Annotated in this window: 13 protein-coding genes; 11 read left to right on the forward strand and 2 right to left on the reverse strand. The window is 43.2% G+C overall.

Features of this window, described 5'->3' with window-relative positions; all coding sequences use genetic code 11:
- The first annotated feature begins 163 nt into the window (after positions 1-163).
- The 5 genes from NST45_RS29325 (at position 164) to NST45_RS29345 (ending at position 6488) form a co-directional block, all read left to right on the forward strand.
- Positions 164-1399 (forward strand): argininosuccinate synthase, encoded by a 1236-nt coding sequence (locus tag NST45_RS29325; RefSeq protein WP_036678522.1) that lies wholly within the window; start codon positions 164-166, stop codon positions 1397-1399.
- A gap of 94 nt (positions 1400-1493) precedes the next feature.
- Positions 1494-2909, forward strand: a complete 1416-nt coding sequence (argH, locus tag NST45_RS29330) for an argininosuccinate lyase (protein ID WP_036678523.1) — start codon at positions 1494-1496, stop codon at positions 2907-2909.
- A 137-nt stretch (positions 2910-3046) separates the two neighbouring features.
- Complete coding sequence (locus tag NST45_RS29335; protein ID WP_036678524.1) at positions 3047-4246, forward strand: phosphoenolpyruvate hydrolase family protein; 1200 nt, start codon at positions 3047-3049, stop codon at positions 4244-4246.
- Positions 4247-4399: 153 nt separating this feature from the next.
- On the forward strand, positions 4400-5608 hold the full coding sequence (locus tag NST45_RS29340; protein WP_076099668.1) for a Tm-1-like ATP-binding domain-containing protein: 1209 nt from the start codon (positions 4400-4402) through the stop codon (positions 5606-5608).
- Positions 5609-5651: 43 nt separating this feature from the next.
- Complete coding sequence (locus tag NST45_RS29345; protein ID WP_042192344.1) at positions 5652-6488, forward strand: phosphoenolpyruvate hydrolase family protein; 837 nt, start codon at positions 5652-5654, stop codon at positions 6486-6488.
- Between the two features lie 130 nt (positions 6489-6618).
- Here NST45_RS29345 and NST45_RS29350 read toward each other — a convergent pair whose 3' ends face one another.
- Positions 6619-7407, reverse strand: a complete 789-nt coding sequence (locus NST45_RS29350) for an alpha/beta hydrolase family protein (RefSeq protein WP_036678530.1) — start codon at positions 7405-7407, stop codon at positions 6619-6621.
- Positions 7408-7595: 188 nt separating this feature from the next.
- Between NST45_RS29350 and NST45_RS29355 the strand changes: the two genes are divergently transcribed.
- Genes NST45_RS29355 through NST45_RS29365 form a run of 3 tightly spaced genes read left to right on the forward strand, consistent with a single transcriptional unit; the run spans position 7596 to position 10484 of the window.
- Positions 7596-8144 carry a type II secretion system protein gene (locus tag NST45_RS29355; protein ID WP_076273707.1) on the forward strand — a complete coding sequence of 183 codons (549 nt, stop codon included), beginning with the start codon at positions 7596-7598 and terminating at the stop codon, positions 8142-8144.
- Positions 8128-8670, forward strand: coding sequence for a prepilin-type N-terminal cleavage/methylation domain-containing protein (locus NST45_RS29360; protein ID WP_038573563.1), 543 nt, complete (start codon positions 8128-8130; stop codon positions 8668-8670). The genes NST45_RS29355 and NST45_RS29360 overlap by 17 nt, the downstream gene beginning before the upstream one ends.
- Before the next feature lie 14 nt (positions 8671-8684).
- Positions 8685-10484 carry a hypothetical protein gene (locus tag NST45_RS29365; RefSeq protein WP_038573561.1) on the forward strand — a complete coding sequence of 600 codons (1800 nt, stop codon included), beginning with the start codon at positions 8685-8687 and terminating at the stop codon, positions 10482-10484.
- A gap of 87 nt (positions 10485-10571) precedes the next feature.
- On the opposite strand, the gene NST45_RS29370 is transcribed toward NST45_RS29365, so the two are convergent.
- Positions 10572-15173: a DUF5057 domain-containing protein gene (locus NST45_RS29370; protein ID WP_339824432.1), complete on the reverse strand. Its 4602-nt coding sequence runs from the start codon at positions 15171-15173 to the stop codon at positions 10572-10574.
- A gap of 364 nt (positions 15174-15537) precedes the next feature.
- On the opposite strand from NST45_RS29370, the gene NST45_RS29375 reads away from it, so the two are divergent.
- From NST45_RS29375 to NST45_RS29385, 3 genes are read left to right on the forward strand one after another with little or no spacing between them, the layout of a single operon-like run.
- Positions 15538-17202 (forward strand): ATPase, T2SS/T4P/T4SS family, encoded by a 1665-nt coding sequence (locus NST45_RS29375; RefSeq protein ID WP_036678538.1) that lies wholly within the window; start codon positions 15538-15540, stop codon positions 17200-17202.
- Between the two features lie 43 nt (positions 17203-17245).
- A complete protein-coding gene (locus tag NST45_RS29380) occupies positions 17246-18295 on the forward strand; it encodes a type IV pilus twitching motility protein PilT (protein ID WP_036678541.1) in 1050 nt (349 codons plus the stop codon).
- Positions 18295-19500 carry a type II secretion system F family protein gene (locus NST45_RS29385; protein WP_036678542.1) on the forward strand — a complete coding sequence of 402 codons (1206 nt, stop codon included), beginning with the start codon at positions 18295-18297 and terminating at the stop codon, positions 19498-19500. Before NST45_RS29380 ends, NST45_RS29385 begins: the two co-directional genes overlap by 1 nt.
- The last annotated feature ends 27 nt before the right edge of the window (positions 19501-19527 follow it).

A 19527-nucleotide genomic window follows, 5' to 3' on the forward strand; every position in this document is an offset into this window, starting at 1 on the left:
ATAATCAGATTTCATCTGCGAAGGCAGACTACAATCATAGAAATCTGATTATAACAGCGACCGGAAGTCCAAACATTTCACGTAGTTGCGCTTTATCACCGGAGTTCTATAAGCGCATTTAAGCGAATCTTATACCCCCCACACGAAAGGAAGTTGCCACACCATGGCTAAAGAAAAAATTGTACTCGCCTATTCCGGCGGATTGGATACATCCGTTATTTTGAAATGGCTTAAAGAAACTTATGACGCGGAGATCATCGCCTTCACAGCCGATATCGGCCAAAAAGAAGAGCTCGACGGTCTGGAGGAAAAAGCACTCGCTACTGGCGCATCGAAAGTATACATCGACGACCTGCGCGATGAGTTCGCTAGCGATTTCATCTACCCGATGTTCCAATCTGGCGCACTTTATGAAGGCCAATACTTGCTCGGAACTAGTATTGCTCGTCCATTGATCGCTAAGCGCATGGTAGATATCGCCATCGCTGAAGGCGCAACGGCTATCGCGCACGGCGCGACAGGCAAAGGGAACGACCAAGTCCGTTTCGAGCTTGGCGTAGCTGCATTGGCTCCGAACATCAAGGTGATCGCACCTTGGCGTCTAGAAGAGTTCCGCAATCAATTCCCAGGTCGTGCGGAAATGATCGCTTATGCGGAAGCTAATGATATTCCGGTACAAGCCTCTGCGGCGAAGCCGTATTCGATGGACCGTAACTTGCTGCATATCAGCTATGAGAGCGGCGTACTGGAAGATCCTTGGTTTGATCCAAGTGCACCAGAGAACAAAGGAATGTTCCTACTGAGCAATGCTCCTGAGGATGCTCCGGATGAAGCGGAATATTTGGAGCTCGAATTCGTTAAGGGAGACTGCGTAGCCCTGAATGGGGAGTCTTTATCACCCCTTCAAGTTATGGAGAAACTGAATGATCTAGGTGGTAAACACGGCATCGGACGTGTAGATATGGTTGAGAACCGTTTTGTCGGCATGAAGAGCCGCGGCGTGTATGAGACTCCAGGTGGAACGATCCTGTTCGTCGCTCATCGCAAAATGGAATCCATCACGATGGACCGTGAAGTGATGAACCTGCGTGACAGCCTGATCACTCGTTACAGCACTTTGGTGTATAATGGTTTCTGGTTCGCTCCAGAGCGTATCGCACTGCAAGCTCTTGTAACACAGAGCCAACAAAATGTAACGGGTACTGTTCGTCTTAAACTGTACAAAGGCAACATCATCGGCGCTGGAGTGAAGAGCCCAGTCAGCCTGTACAATCCTGAGATTGCAACGATGGAAGCTGATCCTACACAAGCTTATGATCAAGGGGATGCCACTGGTTTTATCCACTTGAACGCATTGCGCCTTAAGGTTTCTACAGGTGTAAATGGAGCTTCTAAATAGTACGATAACATAAACTTAAACGGGCAACCCCGAAGGCCGTTCCTCCCGTCAGGATAGGAGCGGCCCTCTGGCGTCCAAGAGGAGGAAACAACAGGTGAGCAAGCTTTGGGGCGGACGGTTTACTAAAGGAACGAACAAGCTGGTGGAGGAATATACGGCTTCCATTGGCTTTGATAAGGCTTTGGCCAAAGAGGATGTGCAAGGCAGTCTGGCACATGTCACGATGCTGGGCAAATGCGGAATCCTTCCACAAGAAGACGTGGAAACAATCAAACAAGGTCTGAACAAAGTGCTGGACAAGGTTAATGCTGGAGAGGTTGTTTTCTCAGTATCGGATGAAGACATCCATATGAATATTGAAAAACATCTGATCGAGGAAATCGGTCCAGTTGGCGGTAAGCTGCACACAGGACGTAGCCGTAACGATCAAGTGGCGACGGACATGCACCTTTACTTACGTGGTCGTGTAGTTGAGCTAGTTAGTTTGCTGCATGAGCTGCAGGAAGCTTTGATCGAACAAGCAAAAGACAATGTGGAGACCATTATCCCTGGTTATACGCATTTGCAACGGGCACAGCCGATCCTGTTTGCTCATCACTTGCTGGCTTACGTATCGATGTTCCGCCGCGATGCAGAACGTCTGACGGACAGCTACAAACGGATCAACGTGCTGCCACTCGGAGCAGGAGCGCTTGCTGGAACGACCTTCCCGATTGACCGTCATTTTGTAGCGGAACAACTGGGTTTTGACAGTGTGTATGAGAACAGTCTGGATGCTGTCAGCGACCGCGATTTCATCGTGGAGTTTTTGGCGAATGCCTCCCTTATCATGACACATCTATCCAGACTCAGTGAGGAACTGGTGCTGTGGAGCAGCACAGAGTTCAGCTTTGTAGAACTGGATGATGCTTTCTGCACAGGCAGCAGCATTATGCCGCAGAAGAAGAACCCTGACGTACCAGAACTGGTACGGGGCAAAACAGGCCGCGTTTACGGCAACCTGATTGGCTTGCTGACGGTGCTGAAATCATTGCCACTGGCGTACAACAAGGATATGCAGGAAGACAAAGAAGGCATGTTCGATACGGTTACTACGCTGACTGGTGCACTGCAATTGTTCGCGCCGATGATCTCCACTATGAAGGTGAACAAAGGTCGTATGCGTGAAGCTGTGAACACGGATTTCTCGAATGCAACGGATATCGCCGACTTCTTGGTAGGCAAGGGCCTTCCTTTCCGCCAAGCGCATGAAGTAATCGGGAAAACGGTACTCTACTGTATCAATGAAGGCAAGTTCCTCTTGGATCTGACGCTGGAAGAGTTCAAGCAATTTTCACCGCTTTTCGACGAGAATATCTATGCTGTTCTTCAGCCGGAGGCTGTAGTTAACGCTCGTAACGTTTATGGCGGCACAGCAACCGTTCAGGTGAAGGCTGCAATTGAACGGGCGGAGCTGGCATTGCACGAAGCTAATGAATGGGTTGTACAACACGGGGATGCTATATTGTAAACCGTATCAATATCAAATCTCGCCTCAGACCTTTATAGGTGGCAGGCGGGATTTTTTTTATTATCTAAATGAACTATGACTGGATTAGCAGTATTCTTTACGGTTATCCTTAGGTTAGGATAGGAGGGTTCGTAGATATGAACAGAAAGCAAACCCTAGACGAGCTTAGATCGGAATTAAAAGTAGGCAATCATATTATTGGAGTAGCCACCGGTGCTGGTATAACGGCAAAGTATGCGAAGCAGGGTGGAGCTGATTTCATTCTGATGTTAAACTCGGGTAAATTTCGCCAGATGGGGAGGAGCTCTCTCGCTGGTATTTTACCATTTTGTAATAGCAATGATATGGTGATGGACTTTGCATCTAGAGAGATCATACCGTTGGTCAGAGATATCCCTATTATTTTTGGCCTCAATGCAACTGATCCGACAAAAGATATGGAATCCTATATAAGTGAAATAAAGAATAGAGGCTTTGCCGGCATTAATAATTACCCCACGGTTGGTTTAATAGATGGTCAATTTGGAGAAGCGCTCGAAGAAGAGGGGAATGGTTATCTACTTGAAGTAGAAGCCATAAGAATAGCCCATGAGAAGGATTTGTTTACCATTGCCTTTGTATTTGACGAAATCCAGGCAGCACAGATGATTGAGGCTGGAGCGGACATTATTTGTGCACATCTAGGTCTAACAGAAGGCGGGTTATTAGGCGCTAAGAAAGTATTCTCTCTGGAAGCGGCCAAGGTTAAAGCGGACAAGATATTTAATACATGCAATGAGTTAAAGCCAGATTTAATTAAGCTGGTTTACGGTGGTCCGGTGAAAACGCCAATTGATGTGCAATATATGTACAGCAATAATCAAAACTTGATGGGATATATCGGTGGCTCTGCTTTTGAAAGAATTCCATCGGAGAAGTCCATTACGAATATAACCAAAGCTTTTAAAGTGTCGGGGACGCTGGATGAAGATGATTTTATGGTCAAAATGTTAGATGGCATCACAAAGCACTATGATTATGTTGAATTTGTTAAAGAATACGTAGCTCAAAATTATATGAATGATATCTTGTTTGCAGATTTAGCTAAGGTGGCGCATGTATCCCGAAGTTACTTGAGCAGTTTGTTCACCAAAAAAGTAGGATGCAGCTTCCAAACGTATCTTGTGCAATTTCGGATGGATAAGGCGGCGGAAATATTACATAGAGACCATATCCAGTTATCTGAGCTAGCGCCATTAGTTGGATACCAGGATTATGCGCAGTTTAGCAAAATGTTCAAGAAGTATAAAGGGTACTCTCCAAAACAATATAAATCTAACATAAACACAAAAACATAAGACATAAAAGCGTTTTCATCTATAAATCAAAGAAGTATGATTAACTCATAAGTTGATCATGCTTTTTTTTTGAAATATAAGAAAGCATAAGTTTCACATTATACATTATGCTTATATTTCTTGTTGCAGATATTTGAAGAGGAGGTTGAAGAAATGAAGACGATTGCTATTGCCGGAACTTTTGACACCAAGGGTGAAGAATATCTCTACATTAAAAATTTATTGGAAAGCTTGGAGCTGGGTACGTTTACAATTCATACAGGTGTGTTTGAGCCCACTTTTACACCGGATATCTCTAATAGAGAAGTAGCAGCAGCTGCGGGTGTAAGTATAGATGAGCTCGTTGCCAAAAAAGATAGAGCACTAGCAACAGAATTATTAGCCAAAGGTATGGAAAAATTAGTACCTGAATTATATAAGCAAGGCAAATTTGATGGAATTATCTCCTTTGGGGGCACTGGAGGCACTTCACTTGTAACACCGGGTATGCGGGCATTACCTATTGGTGTACCTAAAGTGATGGTTTCGACCGTAGCTTCAGGGAATACTGCTCCATATGTAGGCACTAGTGATATTGTCATGATGCCATCCGTAGTGGATGTTGCCGGACTGAACTCTATTTCAACAAAGATTTTTACTAACGCAGCTTTCGCCATCGCCGGTATGCTTAAATTTGAGAATAAACAAGTGATAGAGAAAAAACCATTAATAGCTACAACAATGTTTGGGGTAACAACCCCCTGTGTGACGGCAGCCCGTAACTATCTTGAAGCTAGAGGATATGAAGTGCTTGTATTCCATGCAACAGGTGTAGGTGGCCAGTCCATGGAAGCGCTAATCGAGGCTGGTTTTATTGAAGGTGTATTGGATCTGACCACAACAGAATGGGCGGACGAAATTATTGGCGGCGTGCTGAATGCTGGACCTCATCGGTTAGAAGCTGCTGGTAAACATCATATTCCACAGGTTGTCTCGGTAGGCGCGCTTGATATGTGCAACTTTGGCCCTTATGATACGGTACCAGCCAAATTTGCTGGACATAAGTTTTATAAACACAATCCAACAGTTACTCTGATGAGAACAACAGTAGAAGAAAATGAAGCCATCGGCAAAAAGCTTGTCGAGAAATTAAATATGGCCAAAGAGAAAACGGTGTTAATGCTGCCGCTTAAAGGGATATCCGGCATTGATGTTGCAGGGGAAGCTTTTTATGGGGTAGAGGAAGATCAAATGTTATTTGATACTTTAAGAAATGGTGTAAACAGAAATGTTGTAGAGGTTATCGAAATGGATTGTGCCATTAATGATGTGGAGTTTGCAGAAGCAGCAGCGCAGAAGCTAATAGATCTCATGAGCAAATAAGGCTTTTATAAGATAAATAAATATTTAAATGGAGGCGTTACACATGAACAAAAATACAAGAACTGAAATCATGGCGAAGTTTAGAGAAGAAGTGGCAAATGGAAAGATTCTTTTAGGCGTGGGGGCTGGCACTGGAATTACTGCAAAAAGCAGCGAAGCTGGCGGAGCAGATATGCTGATTGTTTATAATTCAGGAAGATACAGAATGGCAGGCCGTGGATCACTGGCAGGGTTATTATCTTATGGGGATGCCAACCAAATTGTGGTCGAAATGGGCTCGGAGGTATTGCCTGTTGTAAAAAACACCCCTGTATTAGCAGGCGTATGCGGAACAGATCCATTTAGAGTAATGGAGGTTTATTTAAAACAACTTAAGGAACAAGGTTTTAGCGGCGTACAAAATTTCCCAACCGTAGGTTTGATCGATGGCGTATTCAGACAGAATCTAGAAGAGACCGGCATGGGATATGGTTTAGAAGTAGATATGATTAGAGCTGCGCATGAATTGGATATGCTCACCACTCCTTATGTATTTGATCCTGAGCAAGCAAAAGCCATGGCAGAAGCCGGCGCAGATATTTTGGTGGCACATATGGGCTTGACTACCAAAGGTACAATTGGAGCTAAGACTGCTCTGACATTGGATGATTGTGTAGAAAGAATCGAAGCGATTATTAAAGCAGGGAAAGCAGTAAATCCAGATATTATGGTGATTTGTCACGGCGGACCGATTGCAGAGCCAGAAGATGCGGCGTACGTAATTGAACGGACAGAAGGCATAGACGGATTCTTTGGTGCATCGAGTATTGAAAGATTTGCTGCTGAAAAAGGAATCACAGAACAGACTGGATTATTTAAAAAAATCACCAAACAAGCATAATTGCCTTCGGCGTCCTTATAAGGACGGTAAGCAATTAAGCGAGAAGAACCCTCCGAAGAGGGCAATCTGAGTAGAACAGATATTAAGGTGCAGCTTATGGCTGCATCTTTTTGTTGTCTAATAAGTACAGCTAGTTACTTCTTAAAGGTAGCCATGCCAGCACATCGCGGATTTTGGCATCCCAGTATCCCCATTCATGTGTCCCCGGACCTTCTTCGTAGGTTAAAGAAAGTGAGGTTGCCTGGCAGGCATCGCGGAATCTCAAGTTATCGGTGTATAGGAAATCTTCTGTGCCACAGCATTGATACAACGCTGGTTTTGGTCCCGTGGAGCGGTTCACTTCCTCAAGCAGCCAAAGAAGGTCTTCCGGCGTTCCGGCGGTATCTTCTTTTCCGAAGATCATTTCGTATTCTTTGCTTTTAGTGGTAGCACCTTCCCCGTTCAAGAAATTATGCGCCATATCAAGTGCTCCAGACAAACTCGCTGCTGCTGCAAAAGATTCCGGTTTACGCAGTCCCAGCTTAATCGCTCCATAACCACCCATCGACAACCCGGCTACAAAGTTCTCCTCGCGTTTATCGGAAAGCGGGAAAAATGAGCGCGCCAGCATCGGCAACTCCTCACTAATGAAGGTCCAATAACGGCCCCCCATGGCCATATCTGTGTAGAAACTGCGGTGCACATTCGGCATTACCACAGCTATCCCCATCTCCGCTACATACCGTTCTATGGAAGTCCGGCGCAGCCAGATCGAATCATCGTCAGACAAGCCATGCAGTAAATACAAAGTAGGGTGAAGATCACCTCTTGTTACATTACTCATCCCGATTTGTGTAGTTGTTTTTTGCGGCAAAATTACAGTCATTGAGGTATTCAAACCTAGTACTTCAGAATAAAATTTGCACTCTATTAAAGCCATTTCATTCATCTCCTCTCTTTCCAAATCATAGCATAGACCAAAAGGGAGAGATATTGTAGAAATATCTGAATTATAAGGGTTTTGAGGATTGCTGTAGCTGGATATGAGAGAATATAATGGAAGTAGAAAATTTAGGAAAAACGTGCAAATACGAAAAGTATTTTCATAGGCGAGAGGCGGAAAGTAGGATGAAACCGGGCCTAAAGCAGGAAAAAGGATTTACATTAATCGAAGTGCTGGCAGCTATTGTAATTTTATCGATAGTTTCACTGGTGCTTACGTCTTACTTTACTAACGCCATGAGTTACTCTAAATCGAACCAGAACAAAACGATTATGGTCAATCTGGCGCGGAATGCACTGTTTTATGTGGAGAAGCAGGATTTTAAGGCGATGAAGGAATTTTTTACGCAAGGGGAAGATGCGATAGAGGCGGCGAAATGCCAAAAGGATACGGATGATTCTCTGAAATGTGAGGATTACAAGGGGCTTGTTCAGGATACAGAAATCTTAAACCAGGTTTTGAATCCTGCAATAAATGGTGTGAACTATCAGATAGATATTAAATATCAGCGTGATCTACATAACCAAAGCTTGGAATCTAGTGATCCGGAGAAACAGAAGATGGCAGTATATTTGTTGCCTGTGTTGGTCAAAGTCAGCAGAGCGGATTCTTCTGGCGGACCTCAAAGTGAACCTGTTGTGGAGGGATATATTACCGATGAGAAAATTCGTTAATCTTCTTCGCAGAGAAGGCGGCTTTACCTTAGTGGAGCTAATTGTGGCACTATCATTGTTTACAGTTGCAGCGGGAATTATTTCGGGGATAACAATGCTGGGCTTACGAAGCTATCATAAAATATCGATTGAAAACTCATTACGAGACGAAGGTGATTTGTTAATGTCCGCAATTATAACGGAGTTGTATACATTTGCTCCTGAGAAGGTCACTCCAACTATTCTCAAAAATGATGCAGGGACTATTATTGATAGCTACATTACGTTAGAACGTCAGGATGGAACTAAGTCTCAGATTCGTATTGTTAATGGTGCTCTTACAATAGCAAATCCTGATGTAGTCGATCCACCAGTAGATGCAAGAACTGAGACGATATCTAAATTAGAACAGGGTTCTGCTATAACTTTAGAGTGTCAGAATAGCATCCCTTGTGATAGCGGCTTGATATCTATAGATTTATCGCTAGTTCAGAGCTACGACGGAAGGGATTACCCATTGGAGTTGAAAAGTAAATTCGGATTCTAGGAGGAGCAGGAGGGATGAAGAATAATGAAAGAGGCTCAGCCCTAGTATTAGTTATGTTTGTTGCTCTTCTACTTACTATACTCGGAGTAGCTGTACTCGGGGCAACGATGGGTGGCGCACAACGAACGGAGACAAGGGAAAACGACGTGCAGAGCCTGCATCTGGCTCAAAAGGGGCTCGATGAAGCAGCGGCATACATACAGACGAAGTTGGACGGGCGTACGGATATTGATCCTGATCATATGGAAGATGAGATTAAAAGTATTGTTAATGAGGTGACCACCAAAGTTGTCGGCGTTAACAATGGCGTAAGTACGGGGTTATCTGGAGCTGGCGGTACGATCAAAAGCATCACCTATGAGAAGCAGGATAAGCAAAAATATTATGTCGATATTGAAGCACAAGCCACAGTTAATGGCGTCATCAGACAGCTGAGACAAAAGATAGTCATTGATACCTATCCTGATTTTCTTAAATATGCTTTTGGATCGGAAAAAGTATTAACATTAAACGGAGCACCTGGTCTCCATGGCAATATATATGCGGGTGAAGAACTAAACATCAGCGATACGGCTGTTTATACGTATAAGAAAGTGAAAGATCTTAAAGAAAAGACTCAATATCCTAAAGTAGAATTACTAAAAGACCCTGCCAGTCTAGCATCTACGGAACCTCTTCCTGAGGTGCATGTGCAATCACTTGAAAGTATTAAATATTCCGGAAATGGAATTATTAATGCAGCAGTAAATAAAAACAACGCCTCAATTATTCTTCCTAACATACTGGGAGTTAATAAAGAGCAGGTGTTTATCAAACCGCAAAAAAAGTTCGTGCAGATTAATGTGCTGGAATCGTTTCTTGATAAAGTGGAGGAAGCGACAGGGTTGACCGGGAAAAGGTCTGAACTTAAGCAAGCTATTAAGGATAATCAACTGGGTAATTATTTAAGCACAACAACATTAGATAGACTACCCGATGAGAATCCACCCTACACTGAGCCAGTACTTGAAGATAATCCGACAAAAGAAGAAAAGGATAAGTATGAACTAGAGTGCAGCCAATACGAAGAACAATTGAGAATATATCAGAACTCCTTGTTGGATAAAGATTTGAATAATTCTACGATTTATAACGGTAATCTGCTTATCGATGGAATTGATTACAAACAGTTAAAGTTTAGTGATGAAGCCAAAACAGGTAATCCTTCTAATAAGCCCAAATGGCTTATTGTTAATGGTGATCTGGAGGTAAATAACTATAGCCCAGATATAACTAAAATTTTGGAGATACAAGCTAATATTCTAGTTACAGGTAATGTTACTATTAAAGGTCAGGTGAAATTCAACTCTACTATGTTTGTTTTAGGAGAAACGAAAGTAGAGGATGCCGTGATCCAAGGTTTAAGTAGTAAGGAGTTAGTCCTCATATCTCAAGGAGATGTGCTCATTAACCGAATTGATACTTTTACTAATCCACCTAAGAAAAAAGTTGAGCAGGATTCATTTTATATGAAAGCTTTTTTTTACACGGATAGTGACGCTGATTTGTACGGAGTGGGGTCAATCTTTTGGTTAAATGGAGGCTTCTTTGCCAAAGGGAATCTTACAGTAAACGCAGTACTAGGAGGAGTAACTGAGCCCTTGGATCCGGCCCTCGGCTTTAATTTTGAAAATCAGGATGCGGATCGATATAATTTGGGTCACCGTTTTCAGATTCAATATAATCAGGATGTTTTTACTCATCAGCAGTCTAGCCTCCCGCGTGTGCAGCAGGTGAATGTAACTGTAGGCCCTCTGGAGCTTGTGAGTCATTGAGACTAGTTGAAAAAGGGGTATCTCTAAGCGAGTGCTTAGGGATACCCTATTTATCGTTGGAAGTTTGTTGTTTTTTAAACGTGAATTTTAGTAACGATCGTCATTCTGGGGTGCTACAACCTTAACTGTAATATCTGCTTCTACTGTTGCGCCTGTGCTTCCGGTATAAGTCACTGTAATGGTAGTTGATCCCTTTTTAACACCGGTAACAGTTCCTCTGGTATCAATATTGGTTCCATTATCGACACTGGCGATTGAAGAATTGTCGCTTACCCAACTCAAGTTATCTTTGATGTCTTTTATCGAGACGGAGGTTGGGAATGCCCATAAAATATTGGTTAATTGGAAAGTATGGCCCACTTCAATAGTAATAGACTGTTCTTTAAATCTTAATCCCGTTAACTCAACGATGTTAACCTCGTGTGTTGAAGTCATATCTTTGAATGAAACCTCAATCAGCAGTCCTTCTTTAGCGGTATCACCAGCCGTCAATTTAGCGGTTGAGCCATCACTAGAAGGCGTAAGAGTAGCAATATGATCATTCGTAATAGTGTCATCCGTAATATTTTTATCCGTTGATTTCACGAATCTCCATCTTAGCGTTGCTGGATCAGCATACGTAGGATTTCTACTTGCGCTTAGATCGATTTGCCCTCCTATCAATACCGTTGTTGGACCTGTAATCGACAATGAGGTTAGTGGGTTAGTAACTGTTATGGTTTTCTCTTGGGTAATTGGAACCGGGTTACTTGAATTTACAGTAAGACTTACTAGGTAAGTTCCTGACTGCGTCGCACTGAAAATCTTTTCGGTATCATCACCGGGATACTCTGGATTGGTATTAATTACAGCAGTGCTTGCCCCAGAGGTAATGTTTTTAACGGACCAGATATAGGTTATGTTGGTCTCAGGTTCTTTACTGTCTTGAACGTACGAGGCACTTAACGTAATGGATTCATAGATTTTCCCTGTTTCATATCCTTTAATTGATAGAGAACGAGAATTACGTTCTTCTACAGTTATGAATGCAGTACCAGTAACTTCGCTACCATCAAGAGCCTTAACAGTGACTTGTGCTGATCCTTTGGCCAAACCGATAATATCGCCACTGTTGGAGTCTATCTGCACAACTGAAGCATTACTAGTTGTCCAGAGGAATGCAGAATTACTTAAATCTGAAGGCGTAACTATTGGGATTAGTCGAATCTCATCTCCTACATAAATAGTTTTGTCATCCAATTGCAGGGCGTTAATCTTATATTCGGCTGTAAAAGTTAAAGTCTCAAACGAAATTGTAGTCCGCGCTAAATTAGTCGATGAAGGATCTGTTGGGATTGGAACAGGTAGCGGATAGATTTCCGCTGGTAGGCTACCGGCAAAAGGGAAATGGTATAAAGTGGCACTACTCATATTCATTGAAGCTCCAATGATTGTTCCATACACCTGTCCTCCATCAAAGTTTATAGTAGATCGTGGTGCCAGAATGGTTCCGTATACGTTGGCTTGGGAAATTAGCAAAGGCTTGGCGTTAGGGAAGTTGTATAGCACACGGCTACCGTCGCTCCCCAGTGGGAAATGTAAGAATGGTTCACTGTTACTGTCTTGTTGTACATTAACAATTACCGTTGATCCTTGCGGAACCTTAAGCTCGGAACTGTTAAGCGTATTTAACGCTGAACTAGAAATATTAACAATATTGATATCTGAGTTACCTGTGACCGTAAGTTTTCCGTATTCATGAGTCGCCGTGGCATTGGAAGGCAGCTTGGCAATAGCATCAGAGAGTCCAAGGAGATAACTCTCTTGCTTGTTGAAATCGAGAAGTTCTCCGTAATTGATGGTACCATTTTGGATAGAACCAGGACGTTGGTCTTTAACGGTGCCTTTAACCATTAGGTTTCCGTAAACTGTTCCTTCAGGAAGGGAAACATCTCCGCCCGTGACAATACCATATGGCACTTGGTCTTTAAATTGTTCATTTACTGTAATACCCGCGTTGTTGAAGTTGACTGTTCCCCCGGAAGCCAGTGGTCCCTTGATAGTTCCACCACGAAGTGAAGTGGTATGAAGGATAAGTGCATTGTATTTACCTAAGATTCCTAGCGGTGGCAATGTGGCATGAATATCGATATAACTAAGTTTGGAATCATTTAAAATATAGGTTTGGGTCTCGGTCGGTTTAACTGTGATTTGGAACGTTATAGGCTGTTCAGAGTCTGGTTTATAGATTTGGGCGCCGTTCACCGTTTTTAATGAATAGGTTATGTCATTTAGATTGCGTGTCAATCTAAATCCACTGGTTGCATTTCCAGTGACGATCGTACCGGCAGGTAATTCTCCTGAAATCTCCAGGTTAGGTGGGAGATTCTCGGTAAATACAATATCCGATATTAATTGTGTGTTAGAGGTCTGGTTGACCGTGCCGACTTTATCAAACGGTACAGATTTTGGGGTGATGGAATAACTAAGAGTGACCGGTTCTCCCTTTTCTATTTTGCCATTCACAACATTCTGAGAGAGAGATCGTGTTACACTCAAATTGGTGTTTGACGGCAGGACATTTACTCTGAGCGTTTTACTTGAGAGCGCACCATTTTGATCCCAAGCTTTAATTTCGATGTCGAGTAGACCTCCGTTTGGAAGCGGATTGTCAACTGTTCTATATATATTTTGACCGGATTTGATGTTCATCTTACTTATTTCAATCTTGGGAAAGTACGTGTTCCCTGATTTGAAACGGACTTCAGTTGTTAGATCACGATCGTTAAAGTCCAAATCAGTTACTGTATAGTCGACAAGGAGTGTTTCTTGATAAGACGGAATCGATGAATCATTAGCCGGCGTATGCACGGTAATCTCTGGAGCATGATTGGCCCCAATAAAAGCACGATACATAGTATTAACGAACAATTGTTGTTCCCAGTCCGGGAATTTCTTTAGATTGGCTGGAATATCACTTACTCCAAAAAAGTGACCTGTACCTGAGTAGGTAATATTTCCTTTGGAATATGTGTAATATTGATTCCAGCTATCCTCGGTATCACGTTGGTATTGATTATATTCTCCATTTGGTTTTATCCTCGTACCTGATGCTTCACTTTGAATGTTATACCAAGATACTACTTCAGGATCTTCCAAATTAAGTGTGAAGTACTGGTTATGTGTTGGTGCAATTTGTGGTGTGGAAATATCGATTTGCTGGTTGCTGTCGTCCCTCTTGCTTAGATAAAAAGGATATTGCATCAAAAGCCCGTCATTCACCGGCTTAACCTTGGTGGAAAGATTGATGGCATTATGGCCTAAGTTGGTCTCAGGATTCACCTGACCAGTAATCCCCATGAAATTATTGATCCAGTTCTTTTTATTTGCATCTAAATTAATGATGGTATCGTGAGTGAACAAGGCGCTTTGCTTGAAGGTACCAGTAAATTGTGTAATAGCGTTGATCGCATTAGTGTTTAAATTAGATTTTTTGTAGTATTCGTCTACAAATCCAAAGATGAGCATGTCATAAGTGCCATTTAGTCCGTAACTATGTGTTGCAGCATAGCTGTCATCAATATAGTTTTTGAATTCAGTCATCGTTTTGATTTTTATATCGAGCTTATAGTCAGATGTATCGAGAAAATTCGGATTCATATTACTAGTGTTCAGGAGGCTGCTTTCTGTTAGAGTGTCAGGCATAACCTGAAGAATATTTACTATGGTTTTCTCGCCACGGTAACGAATTACACCGCTGTCGAAGTCTTTTAATTGTGTACTGTGGTAATCATTAACTTCTAGCTTCCAGTAGAGTAACCCAGAGTATGTTTTTGGCAAAGTGTATTCAATAGTTCCGCTGGATGTACTAATCTCAGTTTCAGCAACGACCTGTTTTTCTCCCATTTTGATGGATTTATCAAGACCAACGTACAGTTTGACTGAGAGCGGAGCACTATTTTGTGTAGAGGGTGTGGTGACATTGAAATTAAAAGAAAGCTTCTCCCCAGGAACATAGATTTTGCTGTTAGTTGCATTAGGGTCATAGTTGGGAATTCTATTCGTAATTTGTAGATGAGGGCGTTTCTTCAAGTCGTTTATGTATTTGGAGTCTTGTTTTTTTAAATCGGCGAAAATATCCGCGAGTTCACTGTCATCTACAAACTTAACATTTGGGTTGGAGGTGGAAAGACGATAACTGTTAAAAGAGCTGTACAGTATACCTTGCTCAGTTTGAGGTTTTGCATCTTTGTCTTTAAAGGGCTGGCTATGAAAAAAAACATATAATCCCTTGTTGATAAATTCCTTTGTAATTTGATCAGCCTTCAGATGAGTAATGTCGTTCTTCATACTTTTGGTATTAAGGGCCTTAGCTCTATTTTCCTCAGAGGAGGGTTGTTGATTACTTACCTGTGCAGGATTGTAAGTTCCCTTCCCGATATATACTGCATCATATCTCCCGTCCAGATCATCCCGCAGCGCCACAAAGCGCTTCATACTCATCGTGTCAATGGTAAGGTTAGATATTCCCGTTTTTAGAGACGCAAGCTCACTAACCCCATTCTCCGTAACCTCCAGCATACGAATTTGGTATTCATTTGAACTGGCATCGACATTCATAAAGTGATTTTTGATCGGCAGAACAAGCAGAAGGAGAAGCAGGGTAGTTACTGTAAAAATAAAAACTTTTTTGTTGCTTTCAAGTTTCATTGTCATCTCTCCCTGATTGTTAACTATTGGCAGATATGGTCGTATTCCGTCTCGTATATGCTAGATTCCGACAGCCTTTTTCATTCCGTGTCGTTGTAAAATTATCCAATCTATGTTATATACATTCTAGGACATTCAGCATTGATAGACAACATAAATCTATTGAAATATACCTATTAAATTATAACTAAAGTCCTAGTTAGATTGAAAAATACTCAAAATTGACAAATTTATGGAAGGCGTATTTATGGTAATTATATCTTTCGTTTTTGAGCGAATTTTGCTGGGAGTTTGATTTCTATTTATATAAAAAATATCCATTATTTCAGCCGGCATAAATAACGGCATACGGAGATGAATAGACTTGGCTATCGCGAAAAAGAGACTGGGAGACTTGCTGGTAGAAAATAATATTATTTCGCAGGACCAGTTGCTTGAGGCTCTCGCGGAACAGCGTAAGAGCAAACGGAAGCTCGGCGATCTGCTAATCTCTCAAGGCTATATCACGGAGCAGCAACTGATTGAAGTGCTTGAATTTCAACTCGGCATCCCGCATGTCAGTTTATTTAAATACCAGATAGATCCCGCAATCACGCAGATAATCCCTGAAAGTATGGCTAAGCGATATCAGGTGCTTCCATTCTTAAAAGAGGGCGGCAAGCTGATGGTTGCGATGGCGGACCCGCTGGATTATTTTGCGATAGAAGATTTACGTATGAGTACTGGCTTCCGGATCGAACCCGCTATTTCTACGAGAGATGAGCTGCAGCGGGCGATTGCGCGTCACTATGGCATGCGCGATTCTATGAATCAGATGCTGGTAGAACTCCCGACACAGGAAGAAATAGAAGAGACAGAGATTACAGATGAGGACTCCCCAATCGTACGTTTAGTCAACCAGATGATTCAGCAGGCAGTTGCTCTGCGGGCGTCTGATATACATATGGATCCAGGTGAAAATAATTTAACCATCCGCTACCGCATTGACGGAACCTTACGGACAGAGCGGATTATTCCTAAGCAGATGCAGGGCTTTATCACCGCCCGTCTGAAAATAATGGCCCGCCTGAATATTGCAGAACGGCGTTTGCCGCAGGACGGGCGGATCAAAATGCAGTTCGATTACAAAATGGTAGATATTCGTGTGTCTTCATTACCAACGATGCACGGAGAGAAGATTGTGCTGCGGCTGCTAGATTTAAGCACAGGGGTCAAATCCATAGATGCTTTGGGATTCAGTGAGGGGAATGCAGAAGCTTTTAAGGAGATGATAGCTCGTCCTTATGGGATTTTGCTGATCACAGGACCTACCGGTAGCGGAAAAACAACAACTTTATATTCAGCGTTGAATCAACTTAATGTAGAAAGCGCAAATATTATCACAGTCGAAGATCCAGTGGAATACCAGCTTGAAGGAGTAAATCAGGTGCACGTAAACTCGGCTATTGGACTAACCTTTGCAGCTGGGCTGCGTTCGATTCTTCGACAAGATCCGAATATCGTAATGGTTGGTGAAATACGGGATGCGGAAACTGCAGAAATTGCTGTTCGCGCCTCATTAACGGGTCATCTAGTGTTGTCTACTTTACATACAAACGATGCGATTAGCTCCGTCTCCCGACTGCGGGATATGGGGGTAGAACCTTATTTGATCGCTTCTTCGCTGATTGGTGTGGTAGCACAGCGGCTGGTGCGCAAAATCTGCACTGACTGCAAAGAAACCTACAAACCATCTGAACAGGAAGCAATTATGCTACGTAGCTTAGGACTACCTACGGAAGAATTACAGCGTGGACGCGGCTGTGGTAGCTGTAACAATTCTGGCTATCGTGGACGAATAGCGATTCATGAAGTACTCAGTATTGATGATCACTTACGGCAGCTCATAACAAACACTGCCTCAGTAGAAGAACTGCGTGCAGCAGGTAAAGCGCGTGGGCTTGTTCAACTGATGGATGACGGACTGCTCAAGGTCAGTCAAGGAATTACAACGCTTCAAGAAGTCATGCGCGAGACGGTCTCACATTAGAGGTTAACAGGGATTTAGCATTCTGACTTAGGGGGAGCGGCTAATGCCAACGTATACGCGGGATATTAGACAACTATTACAAACGGCTTACTCCTCCAAAGCTTCTGACTTACATATTTCCGTAGGATCACCGCCGGTTATTCGGATGGATGGAAAGCTGCACTCGCTTGAGGGTGAATCCGTGGCTGCTGAAGAAGCGGCAGATATGGCCAAAACGCTACTTGGTAATGAACGTTTTGAAGCATTTCGGAATGCGGGCGAGTTAGATTTTTCATATCCGCTTGATGGTGGGGTAAGATTCCGGGTGAACGTTTATCGTCAGCGGGGCGAGGTTAGTATCGCCGCCCGGGCCATTCCTGCAGAGATTCCGAGTCTGGAACAGTTGTCGATGCCTTCGATTTTAACTACTTTATCGCTTAAGCCACAAGGTCTAATTTTGGTTACAGGACCCACAGGCAGCGGCAAATCTTCTACGCTTGCAGCTATGCTGAATTATATTAACCAGACGGAGAGCAAACATATAGTGACTCTGGAAGATCCGATAGAATTTCTACATAACCATGGAACCTGTCTAGTGGATCAACGTGAAGTGGGCTGCGATACCGCAAGTTTTGCTAATGGATTACGTGCTGCCTTACGTCAGGATCCGGATGTCATTCTCGTTGGTGAGATGCGGGATTTGGAGACCATTTCAGCAGCAGTTACGGCCGCAGAAACAGGTCATCTTGTGATGGCTACCTTACATACAACAGATGCACCACAGACGATTGACCGAATTATCGACGCTTTTCCGGGACATCAGCAGGGACAGATTCGTTCACAATTAGCATCAGTGCTGCTGGCAGTAGTCAGTCAGCGGTTGTTCCCAAGGGCTGGAGGTCGGGGGCGTTTATGCGCTACGGAAATTTTGCTCAATACACCAGCCGTAGCCAATCTTATTCGTACCGAAAAAACACATCAGATCAAAAATGTGATGCAAACGGGACGCTCACAAGGCATGCACACATTGGACATGAGCATCCGTGACTATTTATCGCAGGGGCTTATTGATCCAACAGCAGCTAAGGCGTTTATGGCGGAGGTGAGCAGCTGATGCCTCTTTTTGAATATCAGGTGAAGACATCCGCAGGCAAATCTATCAAAGGGAAACTAACGGCAACCGATAAACCTACGGCGATGGAGGAGCTACGCAAGCGGGGACTTACGGTATTTTCACTGATTGAGCGCAAAACCACGATTTTATCGATGGACATTTATATTGGTAATCCCGTTAAGCCGCTTCATTTCATCATTTATTGCAGGCAGTTTGCCACGCTTATGCGGGCGGGGGTATCGATTGTGGATGCAACGCGTATTTTGGCAGAGCAGACCGAGAGTAAGCCACTGCGCAAAGCGTTAGTAGATGTTAATTCCAGCCTGATGCGCGGGATATCGTTCTCACAAGCCGTTCAGGATCATAAAAAAATCTTCCCGCAGCTATTTGTCAGCATGATCCGTGCCGGTGAGGAATCCGGTGATATTGAGGGGACGTTGGACAGGCTGGCTATGTTTTTTGAGAAACAGCACACCACGACAGAGAAGATAAAATCAGCGCTTACGTACCCGATTACCGTAGGGGTTATGGCGATTGCCGCGGTTATCTATCTACTTTGGGCGATTGTGCCGCAGTTTGTAACGATGTTTGAATCGATGGATGCCGAGCTTCCGGCAATTACACAGATGGTCTTGGCACTTAGCAAAAGCATTCAAGGTCAATGGTATTTCTGGATACTCGGAGTACTTCTCCTAGTGATAGCTTTTCAGATTACAAAACGTACGGAAAAGGGTGCTTACGCCCTTGATTATGCCAAGTTAAAAATTCCTGTGTTCGGCAAGCTTAATCAAAAAGGCTCGATTGCTCAGTTTACGCGCACTTTTTCTTCTCTTTATGCCAGCTCTGTACCGATCCTACAGTCCTTGGTGATTGTTGAGGAGGTAGCAGGAAATAAGGTCATCGGGAAATTCATCCGTAGTGCAGGAGATTCGCTGCGACAAGGAAATCCACTATCTGAGCCGCTAAAAAAAGCCTGGGTCTTCCCGCCACTAGTTACACAGATGATCGCGATTGGCGAAGAGACAGGGGCACTCGACACAATGTTGTCCAAGGTAGCTGATTTTTATGAGATGGACGTGGAGAATACCGTCGACCGTCTGAAATCGCTGCTTGAACCATTATTGATCGCTTTTCTAGCTGCTGTTGTAGGTGTCATTGTGGCTGCCATTATGCTGCCAATGTTCAGTCTGTACGGAAATATGTGAACCTCTTGGTTCCTTGTATATTTTGAG

It is taken from the genome of Paenibacillus sp. FSL R7-0163, assembly GCF_037969975.1.
In the GTDB taxonomy this organism is placed as follows: domain Bacteria; phylum Bacillota; class Bacilli; order Paenibacillales; family Paenibacillaceae; genus Paenibacillus_AQ; species Paenibacillus_AQ odorifer.

Coding starts and splice junctions, on each gene's coding strand:
- NST45_RS29325 (WP_036678522.1), top strand. CDS start 164: ATGGCTAAAGAAAAAATTGTACTCGCCTATTCCGGCGGATTGGATACA.
- NST45_RS29335 (WP_036678524.1), top strand. CDS start 3,047: ATGAACAGAAAGCAAACCCTAGACGAGCTTAGATCGGAATTAAAAGTA.
- NST45_RS29340 (WP_076099668.1), top strand. CDS start 4,400: ATGAAGACGATTGCTATTGCCGGAACTTTTGACACCAAGGGTGAAGAA.
- NST45_RS29345 (WP_042192344.1), top strand. CDS start 5,652: ATGAACAAAAATACAAGAACTGAAATCATGGCGAAGTTTAGAGAAGAA.
- NST45_RS29350 (WP_036678530.1), bottom strand. CDS start 7,407: ATGGCTTTAATAGAGTGCAAATTTTATTCTGAAGTACTAGGTTTGAAT.
- NST45_RS29355 (WP_076273707.1), top strand. CDS start 7,596: ATGAAACCGGGCCTAAAGCAGGAAAAAGGATTTACATTAATCGAAGTG.
- NST45_RS29360 (WP_038573563.1), top strand. CDS start 8,128: ATGAGAAAATTCGTTAATCTTCTTCGCAGAGAAGGCGGCTTTACCTTA.
- NST45_RS29365 (WP_038573561.1), top strand. CDS start 8,685: ATGAAGAATAATGAAAGAGGCTCAGCCCTAGTATTAGTTATGTTTGTT.
- NST45_RS29370 (WP_339824432.1), bottom strand. CDS start 15,173: ATGAAACTTGAAAGCAACAAAAAAGTTTTTATTTTTACAGTAACTACC.
- NST45_RS29380 (WP_036678541.1), top strand. CDS start 17,246: ATGCCAACGTATACGCGGGATATTAGACAACTATTACAAACGGCTTAC.
- NST45_RS29385 (WP_036678542.1), top strand. CDS start 18,295: ATGCCTCTTTTTGAATATCAGGTGAAGACATCCGCAGGCAAATCTATC.